The sequence below is a fragment of the Modestobacter italicus genome (assembly GCF_000306785.1).
Classification (GTDB): Bacteria; Actinomycetota; Actinomycetes; order Mycobacteriales; family Geodermatophilaceae; genus Modestobacter; species Modestobacter italicus.
The window spans coordinates 2718080-2735565 of the sequence record NC_017955.1 but is presented as its reverse complement, the minus strand read 5'-3'; the positions used below and the strand labels follow the sequence as shown (position 1 = coordinate 2735565).

General features: G+C 75.9%; 12 protein-coding genes. All 12 read left to right on the top strand.

The genetic code is table 11. The features are described from left to right. Nucleotides 1-3 precede the first annotated feature (3 nt). Nucleotides 4-1638, top strand: a complete 1635-nt coding sequence (locus MODMU_RS13255; RefSeq protein WP_197537410.1) for a GH35 family beta-galactosidase — start codon at nt 4-6, stop codon at nt 1636-1638. Then, nucleotides 1635-3134 (top strand): glycoside hydrolase family 43 protein, encoded by a 1500-nt coding sequence (locus tag MODMU_RS13250; protein ID WP_014740778.1) that lies wholly within the window; start codon nt 1635-1637, stop codon nt 3132-3134. Before MODMU_RS13255 ends, MODMU_RS13250 begins: the two co-directional genes overlap by 4 nt. 19 nt (nt 3135-3153) lie before the next feature. Next, nucleotides 3154-4038, top strand: coding sequence for a Gfo/Idh/MocA family protein (locus MODMU_RS13245; protein WP_014740777.1), 885 nt, complete (start codon nt 3154-3156; stop codon nt 4036-4038). Beyond that, nucleotides 4035-4952: an alpha/beta hydrolase gene (locus tag MODMU_RS13240; protein WP_014740776.1), complete on the top strand. Its 918-nt coding sequence runs from the start codon at nt 4035-4037 to the stop codon at nt 4950-4952. The genes MODMU_RS13245 and MODMU_RS13240 overlap by 4 nt, the downstream gene beginning before the upstream one ends. Beyond that, nucleotides 4949-6382 (top strand): MFS transporter, encoded by a 1434-nt coding sequence (locus MODMU_RS13235; protein ID WP_014740775.1) that lies wholly within the window; start codon nt 4949-4951, stop codon nt 6380-6382. The genes MODMU_RS13240 and MODMU_RS13235 overlap by 4 nt, the downstream gene beginning before the upstream one ends. Beyond that, nucleotides 6379-7230 (top strand): nucleoside hydrolase, encoded by an 852-nt coding sequence (locus tag MODMU_RS13230; RefSeq protein WP_014740774.1) that lies wholly within the window; start codon nt 6379-6381, stop codon nt 7228-7230. The genes MODMU_RS13235 and MODMU_RS13230 overlap by 4 nt, the downstream gene beginning before the upstream one ends. Beyond that, the gene (locus tag MODMU_RS13225) at nt 7227-10379 is read left to right on the top strand and encodes a glycosyl hydrolase (RefSeq protein ID WP_014740773.1); all 3153 of its coding nucleotides are present in this window, start codon (nt 7227-7229) and stop codon (nt 10377-10379) included. The genes MODMU_RS13230 and MODMU_RS13225 overlap by 4 nt, the downstream gene beginning before the upstream one ends. Beyond that, nucleotides 10376-11488, top strand: coding sequence for an FAD-dependent monooxygenase (locus MODMU_RS13220; protein WP_014740772.1), 1113 nt, complete (start codon nt 10376-10378; stop codon nt 11486-11488). The genes MODMU_RS13225 and MODMU_RS13220 overlap by 4 nt, the downstream gene beginning before the upstream one ends. 216 nt (nt 11489-11704) lie before the next feature. Then, nucleotides 11705-12859, top strand: a complete 1155-nt coding sequence (locus MODMU_RS29515) for a flavin reductase (RefSeq protein WP_014740771.1) — start codon at nt 11705-11707, stop codon at nt 12857-12859. Nucleotides 12860-12904: 45 nt separating this feature from the next. Continuing rightward, complete coding sequence (locus tag MODMU_RS13210; protein ID WP_014740770.1) at nt 12905-14005, top strand: LLM class flavin-dependent oxidoreductase; 1101 nt, start codon at nt 12905-12907, stop codon at nt 14003-14005. Next, nucleotides 14002-16458, top strand: coding sequence for a beta-glucosidase (locus MODMU_RS13205; RefSeq protein ID WP_014740769.1), 2457 nt, complete (start codon nt 14002-14004; stop codon nt 16456-16458). Before MODMU_RS13210 ends, MODMU_RS13205 begins: the two co-directional genes overlap by 4 nt. Nucleotides 16459-16549: 91 nt before the next feature. Further along, nucleotides 16550-17197 carry a TetR/AcrR family transcriptional regulator gene (locus MODMU_RS13200; RefSeq protein WP_014740768.1) on the top strand — a complete coding sequence of 216 codons (648 nt, stop codon included), beginning with the start codon at nt 16550-16552 and terminating at the stop codon, nt 17195-17197. Nucleotides 17198-17486: the final 289 nt, after the last annotated feature.

Genomic DNA, 17486 nt, shown 5'->3' with positions numbered 1-17486 from the left:
CCGGTGCCCTTCCTGCGGGCCACGGACGGCGGGGCGCAGCTCGTCGTGGACGGCGAGCCGACGCTGCTGCTCGGGGGCCAGCTGCACAACTCGGCGGCCTCGGACCCCGAGCACCTGCGCCGGGTGGTCGACCACGTCGCGGACCTGCACGCCGGCACGGTGATCGGCAGCGCCGGCTGGGCGCAGGTCGAACCGGTGGAGGGGACCTTCGACTTCTCCACCGTCGACGCGCAGCTCGCCGCCGCGCGGGACCGCGGCCTGCACCTGGTGCTCATCTGGTTCGGCGCGTTCAAGAACGCCGCGTCGACCTACGCCCCGCGGTGGGTGCGGGCGGATTCCCGGCGGTTCCCCCGGGCGGTGGTCGACCCTGGCATGCACCAGGTGTTCAGCTACCCCGGGGCGATGCCCAAGCCGGTGCTGTCGGTCTTCTCACCCGAGCTGCTGGCCGCCGACCGGGCGGCCTTCGTGGCCCTGGTGCGCCACCTGGCGGAGGCCGACCCCGAGCACGTGGTCGTCATGGTGCAGGTGGAGAACGAGATCGGGCTCCTCGGCGACAGCCGGGACCGCTCGCCCGCGGCCGACGAGGCCTGGGCGCAGCAGGTGCCGGCCGAGCTGCTGACCCACCTGGCCGGGCACGCCGACTCGCTGCGGCCGGAGCTCGCGGAGCTGTGGCAGCGGAACGGGCGGCGCACCGCCGGTACGTGGGCGGAGGTGTTCGGCGCCGGCTGGGAGGCCGAGGAGGTCTTCATGGCCTGGGCGTTCGCCCGGCACGTCGAGGAGCTGGCCGCGGCAGGCAAGGCCGTCACCCCGCTGCCGATGTACGTCAACGCCTGGCTCGGGCCGCAGCCGGGCCAGTCCCGGGCGGGGGAGTACCCCAGCGGCGGGCCCACCTCGCGGGTGCTCGACGTCTGGAAGGCGGCCGCCCCGTCGCTGGACCTGCTCGCGCCGGACGTCTACGTCGACGACGCGCAGGCCGCGATGGCGGACTACGACCGCCCGGACAACCCGCTGTTCATCCCGGAGACCCGGTTCCGGACCGGCAGCCTGTTCTGGGCCCTCGGGCACCACCGGGCCCTCGGCTTCTCGGTCTTCGGCATCGAGGACGGCCGCACCGGCAGCCAGCTCGCCCGCGCCTACGCCCTCCTCCGCCCGCTGGCCCCGGCCATCGCCGCGGCCCAGGCCGAGGGCCGGATCGAGGGCATCCTGCTCGACGAGGAGACCCCGGAGTCGACGTTCCGGCTCGGCGGGCTCGAGGTGACCGCCCGGGGCTCCTGGGAGCTGCTCGGGCGCATGCTGCTCGACGCCGGGGTCCAGCCGCCGCCGCCCCCGCCGCCCCCGCCGAGCGAGACCGAGGGCGCGGAGGGGCCGCCGGCGCCGGCGGACACCCGGCCGTTCGGGCTCCTGCTGGCCGAGGGGGAGGACACCTTCCTGCTCGTCGGCCAGGGCGTCTCCGTCGACTTCTCCACGCCGGGAGAGACCGTCGAGGTCGACCAGGTCCAGGAGCTCCGCTTCGACGCCGGCCGCTGGTACGACGGCCGGCTGCTCAACGGCGACGAACGGCTGCACGTCATCCCCCTCGGGGACCTCGGCGCGGCCCGGATCACCCTGCTGCGCACCCCTCTCGGAGGCCGACCATGACCCAGCGTCCCGTCCTCCCGGGGTTCCACCCCGACCCGTCGACCTGCCGGGTGGGGGAGACCTACCTGCTGGCGACGTCGAGCTTCGAGTACGCCCCGGGCGTGCCGCTGTTCTCCTCGACCGACCTGCGGTCGTGGGAGCAGATCGGCAACGTGCTGGACCGCCCGTCCCAGCTCGACGTCTCCAAGGCCGGCCCGTCCGGCGGCATCTTCGCCCCGACGCTGCGCCACCACGACGGCCGGTTCTGGATGATCACCACGAACTGGTCCGACGACGGCGGCCAGCTGCTGGTGCACGCCGAGGACCCGGCCGGCCCGTGGTCGGAGCCGGTGCGCATCCCCTCGGCGATCGGCATCGACCCCGACCTCGCCTGGGACGACGAGGGCACCTGCCTGATGACCTACGCCGGCTTCGGCCCGCACGGCGGCGAGGGCATCGTGCAGTCGGCGATCGACCCGCTCACCGGCGAGGTGCTCACCGAGCGGCGGCAGATCTGGAACGGCACCGGCGGCAAGTTCCCCGAGGGCCCGCACCTGTACCGGATCGGCGAGTGGTGGTACCTGCTCATCGCCGAGGGCGGCACCGAGCGCGGGCACGCCGTGACCATCGCCCGCAGCCGGACCCCGCACGGCCCGTTCGAGGGCGACCCGGCCAACCCGCTGCTCACCTCCCGGGGGACGGACTCGCCGGTCCAGAACACCGGCCACGCCGACCTGGTCCAGCGTCCCGACGGCAGCTGGGCGATCGTCTACCACGGCGTCCGCGCCCGCGGCTCCAGCCCGGAGTGGCACGTGCTCGGCCGGGAGACCTTCGCCGACGAGGTCACCTGGACCGACGGCTGGCCGGTGCTCACCGGGCACGTCGAGCCGGCGGCCGGCACCGGCGCCGTCGTCGAGACGGTCGAGGGCAGCGACCTGCCCGTCTCCTGGGTGGGGGCCTCCTGCCACCTCGGCGAGGTCGTCACCGGCGAGGACGGCGGCTGGCGGCTCACCGCCTCCGGCGACGGACCCGTCTTCGTCGGCCGCCGGCAGGAGCACCTGTTCGCCGTGGTCCGCGCCCGGCTGGCGGTCACCGGCACCGGCGGGCTGTCGCTGCGCATCGACCCGCGGCACGCCCTGGACCTCGAGGTCTCCGACGGCACCGTGCGGGCGGTCTGGGCCGTCGGCGACGTCCGGCACGAGCTGGGGCGGGCCGAGCTGACGGGTGAGGCCGAGCTCGAGCTGCGGGCGCTGCCCTCGCAGGGGCATGAGTTCTCCACCGCCCGCGGCCCGGACCGCGTGGTCGCCGGCGTCGTGGTCGACGGCGGGTTCACCGCGCTCGGCGAGGTCGACGGCCGGTACCTGTCCACCGAGGTCGCCGGCGGCATGACCGGCCGGATGGCCGGCGTCGTCAGCAGCTCCGGCAGCGTGCTGGTCCGGTCGTTCAGCTACCTCGGCGCCGACGACCCGGCCGTCGTCGGCGGCGGCGCGGCCGACCCGCAGCCCTGGGCATCGTGACGCCCGAGGGACGCCGGCCGTGACGCTGCGGGTCGGGCTGGTCGGCGCGGGCCCGTGGGCGGGGATGTCCACGGGCCCGATGCTGGCCGCGGGTCCCGGGACGACGCTCGCCGCGGTGTGGGCGCGCCGCCCCGCGGCCGCCGCGGACCTGGGTCAGCGGCTCGGTGCGCCCGCCGCCGCCTCCTACGAGGAGCTGCTGGGCGCCTGCGACGCCGTGGCGTTCGCCGTCCCGCCGGACGTCCAGGCGGAGCTGGCCCCGGTGGCCGCCGCCGCGGGGCGGCACCTGCTGCTGGAGAAGCCGCTGGCCGCCACCGTCGAGGGGGCGGAGCGGATCGCGGCGGCGGCGCAGGCCGCGGGCGTGGTGACCCAGCTGGTGCTGACCAACCGCTGGACCGAGGCGGTCTCGGCCTTCGCGGCCGAGCTGAGCACCGCGGTGCCCCGGGTGCTCACCGCGGAGTTCATCGGCAGCCAGGCGCTGCCGGGGTCCCCCTTCGCTGCGCCCTGGCGCCGTCCCGACCAGGCCCTGCACGACGTGGGCCCGCACGTGCTCGACCTGCTGGAGCTCGTCGCGGGACCGGCGACGGTGGTGCACGCCCACCGGGTCGGCGCCGTGACGACGGTGACCCTGGAGCACGAGTTCGGCGCCGTCAGCCACGCCACGGTGTCCATCGCGACACCCGGCGCCCGCGGGCCGCTGCGCTGCGAGGCGGTCACCGACGCCGGCCGCGTGGTCCTGGCCGACCCCGGCGCTGAGGACCCGGCCGCCGTCCGCCGCCGGATCGCCACCACCTTCGCCGAGGCCGTCGCGCGGGGCGTGCCCCCGGCCGCCGACGTGCGCCGCGGGGTGGAGCTGCAACGCCTGCTGACCGCCGCCGAACGACACCTGAGGAGCACCGACACGTGACCGGGACGGTCCCGAACGACATGGCGGCCCGCTACCTGCCACCGCCCGAGCCGACCCGCCGCGCCGACGGCGTCCGGCACCACCGGGACGCGGTGTACGCGGCGGTGCCCGGCTACCGGGTGCTGGAGCTGGACCTGTGGGTGCCCCCGGCCGCCCCGGCACCGGTCGTGGTGTGGGTGCACGGCGGGGCGTGGATGGCGGGCAACCGGCGGCTGCTGCCGCCCGGCCTGCGCCCCGGCCAGCTGTTCGAGGAGCTGCTCGCCGCCGGCCTGGCGGTGGCGACCATCGAGTACCGGCACGCCCGCGAGGCGCCGTTCCCCGCCCAGCTGCACGACGCGAAGGCGGCGGTCCGCTGGCTCCGCCAGCACGCCGACGAGCTCGGGCTGGACGCCGGCCGGGTCGGGATCGCCGGCGAGTCGGCCGGCGGTCACCTCGCCGCGCTGGTCGGGCTGACCGCCGACCGCCCGGAGCTGGAGGGCGAGGTCGGCGTGGTCGGTCCCTCCAGCGGCGTCGACGTCGTCGTCGACTGGTACGGCGTCTCGTCCGCCGAGACGATGCCGGAGTTCCGGCTGCCGCCGGAGGTGGCCGCGGTGCTCCCGGCCGAGGCGCTGGTGCCGCCGCTGGACGTGCTCCTGGACGGCGTGGACGCCGCGACACGCGCGGCGGTCAGCCCGGTGGCGCACGCGCACGCGGGCGCGCCGCCGTTCCTGCTCCAGCACGGCACCGCCGACCACGTCGTCCCCTACGCGCAGAGCGAGCAGCTCGCCGAGGCGCTGCGGGCCGTCGGCGCCGACGTCCGGCTCGAGCCGGTGCCCGGCGCGACCCACGGCTGGGACGGGTACCCCGAGGCCGACGCGGTCGTCCGCTGCGCGGTCGGCTTCCTCGCCGCCGCCCTGCACCCGAGGGTGCGGTGACCACCCGGGAGGCGGTCGGCCAGCGGACGAGGAGCCGTCAGCAGACCGCCGTGCTGGCCATCGCCTGCGCGGTGGCGCTGATGACCGTGCTCGACGTCTCGGTGGTGACGGTGGCGCTGCCCGCGATCCGGGACGACCTCGGGCTCTCGGCGAGCGGCCTGCAGTGGGTGGTGAACGCCTACACCCTCACCTTCGCCGGCTTCCTGCTGCTCGGTGGTCGCGCCGCGGACCTGCTGGGCCGCCGGCGCGTCTTCCTGTTCGGGCTGGTGGTGTTCACCGCCGCCAGCCTCGCCGGCGGGCTGGCGCAGGCCGGCTGGCAGCTGGTCGCGGCGCGGGCCGTGCAGGGCATCGGCGGCGCGGTGCTGGCGCCGGTGACCCTCAGCCTGCTGACCACCACGTTCCGCGAGCCGGCGGAGAAGGCGCGGGCGCTGGGCACCTGGAGCGCGGTCGCCGGTCTGGGCGGCGCCCTCGGCGGTGTCGTCGGGGGCGTGCTGACCGGCCTGCTCAACTGGCGCTGGGTGCTGATCGTGAACGTGCCGGTCGGGATCGTGCTGGTGGCCGCCTCGGTCTGGGCGCTGGCCCCGGGCGAGCGGCGGCCGGTCCGCGGCCAGCTCGACCTGCCCGGATCGGCCGCGGTGACGCTCGGCACCGGCGGGCTGGTCGCCGGCATCATCGCGGGCGAGGAGCACGGTTGGGGCGCCCCGCGGACGGTCACCCTGCTCGGCGCCGCGGTGCTCGCCCTCGTCGTCTTCGTGCTCGTCGAGCGGCGCGCCGCCGCGCCCCTGGTGCCGCTGTCGGTGTTCCGGGTCCGCTCGCTCGTGGTCGCCGACGCGATCTCCCTGCTGACCGGTGGGGTGCTGCCGGCGACCTTCTTCTTCCTCTCGCTGTACCTGCAGGAGGTCCGCGGGCTCGGCCCGCTGGCCGCCGGGCTGATGCTGCTGCCCCCCGGGGTGGGCATCAGCCTCGGTGCCCGGCTGGCACCGCGCCTGCTGCGCCGGCTCGCCGACAGGACGGTGTACTTCGCGGGCGTGACCCTGACCGTCGTCGGGCTGGCCTGGCTCTCCCGGCTGGACGTGACCGGCGGCTACGTGCTGCCGGTCCTGGTGCCGTCCGCCCTGGCGATGGCCGGCTTCGGCCTGTCCGGGCTGCCGCTGACGATCGCGGCGACGAGCGGGGTCGGCGACGAGCGCGCCGGTCTGGCGTCCGGGCTGCTCAACGCATCCCGGCAGATCGGCGGCGCGGTGCTGCTGGCCGCGCTGGTGGCGGTCGCCACCGCCGTGGCCGCGATCGATCCCGCGGGCGGGCACGGCGCCCAGACGCACGGGTACGGCGTCGCCCTCCTCGTCGGCGCCGGGCTCGTCGCGCTGGCCGCCGTCCTCGGCCTGGGACTGCCCCGTCGGCCCGTCGTCCTGGAGAGGACCACGTCATGAGCACACCCGCCCTCCGTGTGCACGAGCACTGCCGGGTGGTGCTGGACAACGACTGGTCCGGCGACCCGGACGGGCTCGTCGCGCTGGCCCACCACCTGCTGTCGCCGGCCAACCGGGTCGTGGCGGTCACCAGCTCGGGGCTCGACCCGCGGTTCCCGGGGCCGCTGCCCCGGGCGGCGGACGGCGCGGCGCTCGCCACCGAGCTGCTGGCCGCGGTCGGCGGCGCCGACCTGCCGCCGGTGCACGCCGGCAGCGAGGAGGTCTTCGGTGACGCGAGCGGCTCCGCGGCGGCCGACGCGATCGCCGCCGAGGCCCGGCGGGACGACGAGCTGCCGCTGTTCCTGGTCTGCGGCGGACCGCTCACCAACGTCGCCCAGGCGCTGCGGCAGGCACCGGACATCGCCGAGCGGCTGACGCTGGTCTGGATCGGCGGGTCGCTGGACGCCGGGGCCTTCGAGTACAACCGGGACACCGACCGCGAGGCCGCCGCCTTCGTGCTCGCCCAGGCAGACCTCGACGTCCAGTCGTTCCCGGTGGAGACCTACCGGCGCTGCGCGTACTCCGTCGCCGAGCTGGAGCACGACCTGGGCACCACCGGTGCGCTCGGGCGCTGGCTGTGGGAGCACTTCACCGACCCGCCGGACTGGATCCGCGTCGGCGGGAACTGGCCGCTCGGCGACAGCCCGCCGGTGCTGGTCACCGCGCTGACCGTGGAGTCCAGCCGGTGGACCAGCAGCACCGCCGAGGGGGGCCGGGGCGAGCGGCGGGTCTACACCGACGTCGACACCCGGCTGCTGTTCGGCGACCTGCTGGCGCGGCTCCGGGCGCACGAGCGGGGCCGGGCATGACGCTCGAGGACCTCTGGCGCGGCTTCTGCGACCCGCCGGACGACGCGCGGCCGCGGGCCTGGTGGCACTGGATGGACGGCAACGTCGACCCCGAGGGCATCGTGCTGGACCTGCAGTGGCTGCACCGGGTCGGCGTCCGCGGTGTGCAGCTGTTCTACGGCGGGATGGGCACCCCGCAGGTCGTGCCGGAGCTGGTGCAGCACGGCTCGGCCGCGTGGCAGGAGGCAGTGCGGCTGGCCACCACGACGGCTCGGGAGCTCGGGCTGGAGTTCGCCGTCGCCACCTCCGCGGGCTGGAGCGCGGCTGGTGGCCCCTGGGTCGAACCGGCCGACGCGATGAAGAAGCTGGTCTGGTCCGAGACGGTCGTCGACGGCGGCGGGCGCGTGGACCAGCTCCTCGCCCCGCTGCCGGACGTCGCCGGTCCGTACCAGGACTGCCCCCGCTGGGGTGCCGACCCGGGCGCGCACCGGTTCGCGCGCGACTGGGTGACCCTGGCGGTGCCGGCCGACCAGGTCGCACAGCCGCTGGCGCCGTCCACCGTCACCGCCTCGGCGCCGATCGATGACTGGTCGGCACTGCTCGACGGCCGGTTCGCCGGCACCGTGCAGCTGCCGCGCGACCCCGACGGCCGGTCGACCGCCTGGCTCGAGCAGGTGTTCGCCGAGCCGGTGACCGTCGCCGCCGTCACCGTCGGGCTGCCCGGGCCGCGCGGCTTCGGCGCCGCACCCCCGCCGACCGCCGTGCTGGAGGCCTCCGACGACGGGGTGACCTACCGGGTGGTCGCCGAGCTGGCCGCACCGGAGCAACCGGCGGCCAAGGCCGTGCCGGTGCGCACGATCGCCTTTGCGCCGGTGACCGCCCGCCGGTTCCGCCTGGTGCTGGCCGGCGAGCCCGCCGAGACGGCGCTGCCCCGGCTCGCCGAGGGCGTGCGGCTGCCGCCGGTCCTGCGCCGGGTGTGGGAGTTCGGCGTCTCCGAGTTCGCCCTCTTCCCCGGCGGGCGGGTGCACCAGGCCGAGCTCAAGGCCGGCTTCGCCGCCGCGCTGGACTACTACGCCCTGGACACCGACCCGGCGTCGGCCGGGACGGCGATCGACCCGGCCCGGGTGGTCGACCTGACCGCCCAGGTGGACGGCGACGGCGTGCTGCGCTGGGACGCCCCGCCCGGCTCGTGGCGGGTGCTGCGGCTGGGCATGTCGCTCACCGGCCAGACCAACGGCCCGGCCCCGGCCGAGGCGACCGGCCTGGAGGTCGACAAGCTCGACGGAGACGCGGTCCGCCGCTACCTGGACACCTACCTGGCGCTGTTCGACGGAGCCGACCTCGACGCGCTGCTCAGCGACAGCATCGAGTCCGGCGCGCAGAACGCCACCGGGCGGCTGCGCGAGCGGTTCACCGAGCTGCGCGGCTACGACCCGCTGCCCTGGCTGCCGGCGCTGGCCGGGCTGGTCGTCGGCGACGCCGCCCGCACCGACCGGTTCCTGCACGACCACCGGCGCACGATCGCCGACCTGGTCGCCGGGGAGTACTACGGCACGCTCGCCGCGGAGGCGCACGTCCGGGGTCTGCGCTACTACGCCGAGGCGCTGGAGGACCACCGCCCGCAGCTCGGCGACGACCTCGCGATGCGCAGCTCCGCCGACGTGCCGATGGGCGCGATGTGGGTGTTCGACGCCGGCACGGAGCAGCCGGCGCCGACCTACCTCGCCGACCTCAAGGGCGCCTCCTCGGTGGCGCACGTGCACGGCAAGCCGTTCACCGGCGCGGAGTCGATGACCGCCTTCCACCGCCCGTGGAGCTACACCCCGCGCCGGCTCAAGCACGTCGCCGACCTGGAACTGGCGCTCGGCGTCACCCGGTTCTGCCTGCACACCTCGCCGCACCAGCCGACGCAGGTGCCCCCGCCGGGGATCGGCCTGGCGCCGTTCCTCGGGCAGGCGTTCATCCGCAGCGAGCCGTGGGCGGAGCTGGCCGGTCCGTGGATCGACTACCTGGCCCGCTGCTCCTGGCTGCTCAACCAGGGCGTGCCCGCCGTCGACGTCGCCGTGTTCGTCGGTGAGGAGGCGCCGGTGACCGCGCTGTTCGGCGAGGAGCCCGACCGCACCGTCCCGGCCGGGTACGACTTCGACTACGTCGACCTCGACGGGCTCGAGCGGCGGTTCGCCGTCGAGGACGGCGACCTGGCGGCGGGGGAGACGCGGTACCGGCTGCTGCACCTCGGCGGCTCCAGCAAACGGCTGACCGTGCGCGCGCTGCGCTGCCTGGCCGCGCTGGTCGAGGCGGGCGCGACCGTGGTGGGCCGTCGACCCGTCGGCTCGCCGTCCCTGGCCGACGACGAGCAGGAGCACGCCGCGCTGTGCGACCGGCTCTGGCGGGACGGCGGCGTGCGCGACGTCGACCTGGTCACGGCGCTGCAGGACCTGGGCGCCGTCCCGCCGCTGACCGTCGAGGGCGCCGAGCTGCTGCGGATCGGCCGGCGCACCACGGCCGGTGAGGTCGTGTTCCTGGCCAACCCGCTGCCCGAGCCGGTCACGGTGACCCTGCGGTCGGCGACGGGTGCGCCGCTGTCCGGCTGGGACCCCGTGACACTGACCCGCGCGCCGCTGGGGGAGCGGGTCGACCTCCCGCCGCTCGGATCGCTGGTCGTCGTCCCCGGCGGGGCCGATCCCGGGCCGCTGGCCGGCCCGGTCGCGCGGCGGGTGCTGGACGGGGAGTGGCGGCTCACCCTGCCCGGCGTCCTGGACACCGTGCTGACCGGCGGGCCCCGGCCGTGGACCGGGCTCGGGCCCGCGACGGCCGGGTTCGCCGGGACCGGCACCTACGCGACCGAGGTCCACCTCGACGACCCGGTCGACGGACCGGCGGTGCTCGACCTCGGTGACGTCGGCGACCTGGCCCGGATCCGGGTCAACGGCACCGACCAGGGCATCGTCTGGACCGCACCCTGGCGGATCGACGTCACCGGTGCGCTGCGACCGGGGAGGAACACCGTGGAGGTCGAGGTGGCCAACGCCTGGATGAACCGGCTGATCGCCGAGGCGCAGGCGCCGACCGGGGAGCTCTTCGCCCCGGTGGCGGGGGTGTACGCCGCCGACGCGCCGGTGCAGACCGCCGGCCTGATCGGACCGGTGGTCCTGGAGGTGTCGGCATGAGGGTGCTCGTCGTCGGCGGGGGACCGGCCGGGGTGACCGCGGCCATCGCGCTGGGCCGGGCCGGCATCGACGCGCTGGTGCTGGAGCGGGAGGAGACCGACCGGCCGGTCGGCATCGGCCTGGCGTTGCAGAACTCGCCGCTGCGCGCCCTGGACACCCTCGGCCTGCTCGCGCCGGTCGTCGAGCGCGGCTTCCCGCTCGACGCGGTGCACATCTGCGCGCCCGACGGCACCGTCGTCCACCGGGTGTTCACCGAGCCGCTCGTCCCGGGCACGCCGCCGGTGGTCGCCCTCTCCCGGGTGGCGCTGGCCGGCATCCTGGGCGAGGCGCTCGCCGCGACGCCGGGCGCGGAGATCCGGTTCGGCACGTCGGTCACCGCGCTGCGCGACCTCGGGGACGGCGTCGAGGCCGACCTCACCGACGGCAGCACCGAGCGCGTCGACCTCGTCGTCGGCGCCGACGGGCTGCACTCGTCGGTGCGCGGGCTCGTGCTCCCCGACGCGCCGCCACCCACCCGGGCCGGCCAGCTCATCTGGCGGGTGTCCGCACCCCGTCCGCCCGAGGTCGACCGCTACCTGCTCACCGACCTGGGCCCGCGCGGCCGGGTCGGCATCGTCCCGATCGCCGACGACGAGCTCTACCTGTGGTTCCTGCAGCCCGACGACGGCGGCCCGCGCCCGCCGGAGGGGCAGCGGCTGGCCGCGCTGCGCGAACGGCTGGCCCCCTTCGGCGGCCTGGTCCCGCTGGTCGCCGAGCGGCTGCGGCCCGACGTCGACCACCGCGGCCTGGCCGCGATGCTGCTGCCCCCGCCCTGGCACCGCGGCCGGGTGGTGCTGATCGGCGACGCCGCGCACACCACCACGCCGCACATCGCCTACGGCGTCGGCATGGCGATCGAGGACTCGGTGGTGCTCGCCGAGGAGCTCGGCAACGCCGCCTCGGTCGAGGCGGCGCTGGCCGCGTTCAGCGCGCGCCGGTTCGAGCGCTGCCGGCTCGTCGTGGAGACCTCGCTGCAGCTCTCCCGCTGGGAGGTCGACCCGCCCGCGGACCCGACGCTGCACCACCAGCTCACCGGCCGCGCGCTCGCGGCGCTGTCCGAACCGCTCTGAGTTGCCGGCACCGCGCCGCCGGGCTCCGCCGGCGACGAGCGCCGAGCCGCTGGCCGGCCGGGTCGGCCACCGCCGACCCGGCCGCGCCGTCGTGCCCGGGGAGGAGCAGCCGTTGCGGCGCGCGAGGCCGGGCGAACCCGGGGTGTTGACCCTGTGGCCCAGGCCACCTACAGTCAGATCAGAACGCGGATTCTGAATCTGATCTGGGGAGGTCCGGTGACCGAGACGCCGCTGGCGGCGCGGGACTTCCGACGCGCGCTGGGCCAGTACCCGACCGGGGTCGCGGTGATCACCGCCCGCCAGGGCGACGGCACGCCGGTCGGCATGGTCGTCGGCACCTTCACGTCGGTGTCCCTGGACCCGCCGCTGGTCGGCTTCCTGCCCGACCGCACCAGCACCACCTGGCCGCTGATCCGGTCGGCCGGCCGCTTCTGCGTCAACGTGCTCGGCGCCGGGCAGGAGCACGTCTGCCGCGCCTTCGTCACCAAGGCCGACGACCGCTTCGACGTCCACGGAGCCGGCGACACCGCGGGCGGGAGCCCGCGGCTGGCTGGCACCGTGCTGTGGATCGACTGCGACGTCGACGCCGTGCTGCCCGCCGGTGACCACGACATGGTGCTCGGCCGGGTCCGCGACCTCGGCGTGCCCGAGGACGCCGGACTGCCGCTGCTGTTCGTGCGCGGCGGCTACGGGTCCCCGCAGCTGCCCTCAATCCAGACCGAGCGCCCTGAGTTCGCCGACCAGCTGCGGCTGGCGGACCTGGTCCGGCCCGAGGCCGAGGCCGTCTCCCGGGACCTGGGCCTGGAGTGCCTGGTCAGCGCCGTCGTCGGCAACTCGGTGGTCTCCCTCGCCGCGGCGGGCATCGGCGCCGCGTCGCGGGGCAGCGACACCCGCGTGGGCACGGCGTTCCCGCTGGCCGCACCCATCGCGCCGCTGTTCGTCGCCTGGGCCGGGACGGTCGAGCAGATGGCCTGGCTCGACCGCGGCCGGCGGCTCACCGGGACCAGCGACCCCGCCGTGGCGATGGCCGAGCTCGAGGCGGTGCGCTCCCTGGGCTACCAGGTCACGACCGGCCAGCAGGACGCCGAGCTCTTCGAGCGGTCGGTGGTCGACCACGACCGGCCCGACGGGGTGGCCGAGGTGCTGCGCCGCATGCAGCAGCGCGGTCCCGAGCCCCGGCTGGACACCCCGCTCGACCAGCTCACCGACGTCGCGTCGCTGGCCGCCCCGGTGCGCGGCGCCGACGGGTCCGTGCTGCTCAGCCTGCACCTCATCGGCTTCACCGGCGCCGAGACGCCGCAGCGGCTGCGGTCCTGCCTGGACCGCCTGCTCGCCGGCGCGGCCCGCGCCTCGCACCTGCTCACCACCTGACCGTCCCCCCACCGCCCACCCAGCCCGACCGACCCGGAGGCCGACGTGCACTTCTCCGCTTTCCTCACCACCCGATCGGCCGGCCCGGCCGAGGACCGCGCGGTCATGGACGCGATGGTCCAGAACGCCGTCGACGCGGAGCGGCTCGGCTTCGACGCCGTGTTCCTGCCCGACCACCACTTCACCGGCTACGCCCCGCCGGCCAGCGACCCGATGATGTTCGCCGCCTACCTGGCGGCCAAGCTGCCCCGGCTGCGCTTCGGCTTCTCGGTGCAGACCATCCCGCTGCACCACCCGGTGCGCTTCGCCGAGCGGCTCAACCTGATCGACCAGCTCACCGACGGCAAGGTCCTGGTGGGCATCGGCTCGGGCACCACGCCCGAGGAGATGATCGGCCTCGGCGTCAACTACAAGGACACCAAGACCCTCACCGACTCCAACATGGCCATCGTCGAGCAGCTGTGGGCCAAGCAGCCCGAGGACGAGCCGGTGGTCTTCGACAACGGGCACTACAAGGGCGCGGTCGTCTCCCGGATCGCACCGGTGGCCTGGTCGCCGGACGGGCCGCAGGTCATGTCGGTCGCGCTGCGCCCGGCCAGCGTCCAGCGGGCGGCGCAGAAGGGCCAGCCGGCGTTCATCCCGGCCTTCACCCCGCCGGTGCTCGACGACGGCGACCCGCTGCCGCACCTGCGCCGCTACTTCACCGCCTACCGGGAGGCGCTGGAGGCGGCCGGGCACCCGCAGGAGCGCGTCGACTTCGCCCTGGAGTGGACCACGCACACCTACCAGCACCTGCACGTCGCGGAGACCGACGCCCAGGCCGAGGACGAGTTCGGGCAGATCATCGACCTCTACCAGACGGCCGTGGAGCGCGAGCACGCCGCCAACAAGGCCGCCGAGCAGATCAGCGGCGTCGAGCTCGGCCCGGTGCACGACGGCCGCAGCCCCGGCTGGCAGAAGACCTGGTGCCTGTGGGGGAGCCCCGCCACGGTGGCGGACCACCTCGCCGAGGTCCGCGACGTCGGCATCGGCAACGTCCTGGGCGGTTTCCTCGGCGGGACGCTGACCCCCGAGCGGGTGGCCTGGGGAAAGAAGTCCATGGAGCTCTTCGCCACCGACGTCATGCCGAAGTTCAGCTCGCGGTGACCGCGACCCCGGACACCCGGGACGACGTCGCCGGGTCGGCCCTGGACCGGCTGACCCCCCGGCGGCGGGCGGAGCTGACCGCGGGGGAGAGCGGGTGGAGCACGCTGCCCGCACCCGAGGCGGGACTGTCGACCATGATCATGGGCGACGGCCCCCTCGGGCTGGTCAGCCACACCTTCGACGAGCGCGAGACCGCGCTGCTGCTGCCCTGCGGCACGGCTCTCGGGGCCACCTGGGACCCCGAGCAGGTCGCGGCGATCGCCCTCGCGCAGGGGTCGGAGGCGCTGCGCCGCGGCTACGCCGCGGTCTACGCGCCCAACCTGAACCTCGCGCGGACCGGGCTGTCGGGGCGGACCTTCGAGATGTACTCGGAGGACCCGGTGCTGGCCGGGGTGCTGGGCGCGGCGTTCGTCACCGGGCTGCAGAGCCAGGGCGTGGCCTCCTGCCCCAAGCACCTGGTCGCCAACGACACCGAGACCGAGCGGCAGCGGATGAGCGCGACCGTCGACGACGCCACCCTGCGCGAGGTGTACCTGCGGCCGTTCGAGCTGGCGCTGCGCGACGCGGGGGCGTGGGCGGTGATGGCCGCCTACAACCGGCTCAACGGCGTCCCGTGCACCGCGCACCGGGAGCTGCTGTCGATCCTCAAGGACGAGTGGGGCTGGGACGGGCTCGTCGTCTCGGACTACTTCGCGCTCTCGGACACCGCGGGCCCTGCGCTGGCCGGGCTCGACCTGGAGATGCCCGGCCCGGCCATCCACCTCGGGTCCCGGCTGGCCGGAGCCGTCGAGTCCGGCGCGGTGCCGCAGGAGCGGGTGGACGACTCGACCACCCGGCTGCTCCGGCTCGCCGGTCGGGTCGGCGCCCTGGCCGGCTCGGAGCGGCAGGTGACCGCGCCGGAGGCGCACGTCCCCGCCGAGCAGGCGCCGGGCGTGCTGGCCGCCGCGGCCGCTGCGTCGTTCGTCCTGTTGAGCAATGCCGACGACCTGCTGCCGCTGTCCCCGTCCGGGCTGCGCCGGCTGGCCGTCATCGGTCCCAACGCCGCGCGGCCCACCTACCAGGGCGCCACGTTCGGCCGGGTCCGCCCGGCCGGCGCCGTCGCCACCCCGGCCGAGGCGGTCCGGGCGCGGTTCGCCGGCTCCTGCGAGGTGGTCCACGAGCCAGGGGTCGCCCGGACGCGCCCGGAGCCGCTCGGCTCCTTCGCCGTCAGCACCCCGGACGGCGCCCCGGGCGTCCTGCTCGAGCACTTCCGCGGCGAGGACACGGACCCGGCGCTGGCCGAGGTCCGGGGGGACACCGCCTTCGCCTGGTTCGGCTCCGTGCCGGGCGCCGGGCCGACGTCGGAGCCCGGTCGGCTGCGCCTGACGGCCGCCTTCACGCCGGACACCACCGGCCGCCACCTCTTCGGCGGCGGCGGGTCCGGGGCGGTCACGGTCACCGTCGACGGGGCGGTGATCGCCCGCCGACCCGCGCCCGAGCCGGGTGACGTCATGGGCCAGGTGGCCCGGGCGGAGATGACCACCGGCCCGGTCGACCTGACCGCCGGCGTCCAGGTCACGGTCGTCGTCGAGATGGTCTCGGCCGGCGCCCGGGTGCAAGCACTCACCGTCGGCTGCCTGCCACCCCAGCCGGCCGGCGCACTCGAGCAGGCGGTGCTGGCCGCCTCCGCTGCAGACGCGGTCCTGCTCGTGGTCGGCGACGTGCTGGAGACCTCGCGGGAGAGCCGGGACCTGTCCTCGTCGGCCCTCCCCGACGAGCAGGTCGAGCTGATCCGCCGGGTCGCCGCGGTCAACCCGCGCACGGCCGTCGTCGTCAACGCCGGCCGGCCGGTGGACGCGCCGTGGGCCGACGACGTGGCCGCGGTGCTGTACGCGTGGCTGCCCGGGCAGGGGTTCGGCGAGGCGCTCGCCGCCGTCCTGGCCGGCGACGCCGAGCCCGCGGGCCGGATGCCGGTGACGGTGACCCGCCGGGACGAGGACCGGTCGACGTGGGGCGAGCAGCTCGACGACGACCTCGCGCTGGACTACACGGCCACCGAGCCCACCGGGTACCGGCACCTGCAGCGGACCGGGGTGACCCCGCGGTTCGCGTTCGGCTCCGGCTTGGGCTGGACCACGTGGGAGCACGGCACCGCCCGGCTGACGGTGACCGGCGACGGCGCACCACGGGTCGAGGTGACCGCTCCGGTCACCAACACCGGCCGTCGTCCCGGCCGGGAGGTCGTCCAGGTCTACGTCCGCGCGCCCGGCGAGGTCGATGCCCGGCTGGCCGGTTTCGCCGGCGTAGGGCTGGCGCCGGGGGAGTCCGCCGACGTCCCCGTCGTCCTGGACGAGCACGCCTTCGCCCGCTGGGACACCGCCGTGTCGGCCTGGCACGTGCCGGCCGGGACGCACGAGGTGCTGGTCGGCCGGTCGTCGGTCGAGCTGCCGACGGTGCTGTCCCTGGAGCTGTGACCAGGAGCGACCCGCTCGCGACCGGCTGTCGAGGAACGAGAACCCCCGTTCGGGTATCGCCAGGCGGACGGTGAGTCCGTACCGTCGAGCCGTGCAGAACACGGGGAGCCCGGTCCGGGAACCGAAGCAGGAACGCAGCCGGCAGTCCTTCGAGAAGGCGGTCGACGCGACGGTGTCCCTGCTGGCGGAGCGGCGCTCCGATGCCTTCACCCTCGCCGAGGTGGCCCAGCTGGCCGGGGTGTCGACCGGGTCGATCTACGGCCGGGTGGAGAGCAAGACCGACCTGATCCGGGCCGCCCAGGCCCGGGAGACCGCCCGGATCCGGGAGGTGCAGCGGGCCGCCTTCGCCCCGGCACCCCCGGAGGGCGAGACCTTCGAGGCCGCGGTCGCCCGGGTCATCACCACCCTCGCCCAGGTGCTCCGGGCCGAGGCGCCGGTCCTGTCGCCGTTCATGCGGATCGGCAGCGACGACCCCGTCGTCGCCGACGAGGGTCGGCTGGGCTTCCTGGACTCGGTGGACCTCTTCTCCTCGGCGCTGCTCGCCCGGCGCGAGGACATCCACCACCCCGACCCGGAGCGGGCGGTGCACTGGAGCTTCACCGTCGTCTACAGCGTGCTGGCCCGCTGGCTCGGGCTCGGCAGCGCCCCGGAGGCCGCGGGGGAGGGCGACTGGGAGCAGATCCTGGCCGACCTCGCCGAGATGGTCACCGCGTTCCTGTCCCGGCCCGCCTCCGCCTGAGGGGCGCCGCCCCGGGCGGTCGGACCACCGCCACGAGCCACCGGACACCTGTCGGGCGTCCGGTGTCCCGGTATGCCCGGACGGGGATCCGCGGCGGCGGGCCGGGTGCTGCCGGCGTCGACGTGGGTGGCTGTGCGGCGCACGACGCCGGCAGCCCGACTGTGGTGTCGGTCACAAGCCGATAAAGGCCGAATCAGAACCTTGCTTCTGATCCTGCGGGACTGCACACTGGCTCGCGACCGTGACGCAGGACACCATCCGGCAGCCGCCGAGGTGATCCGCTCAGTGC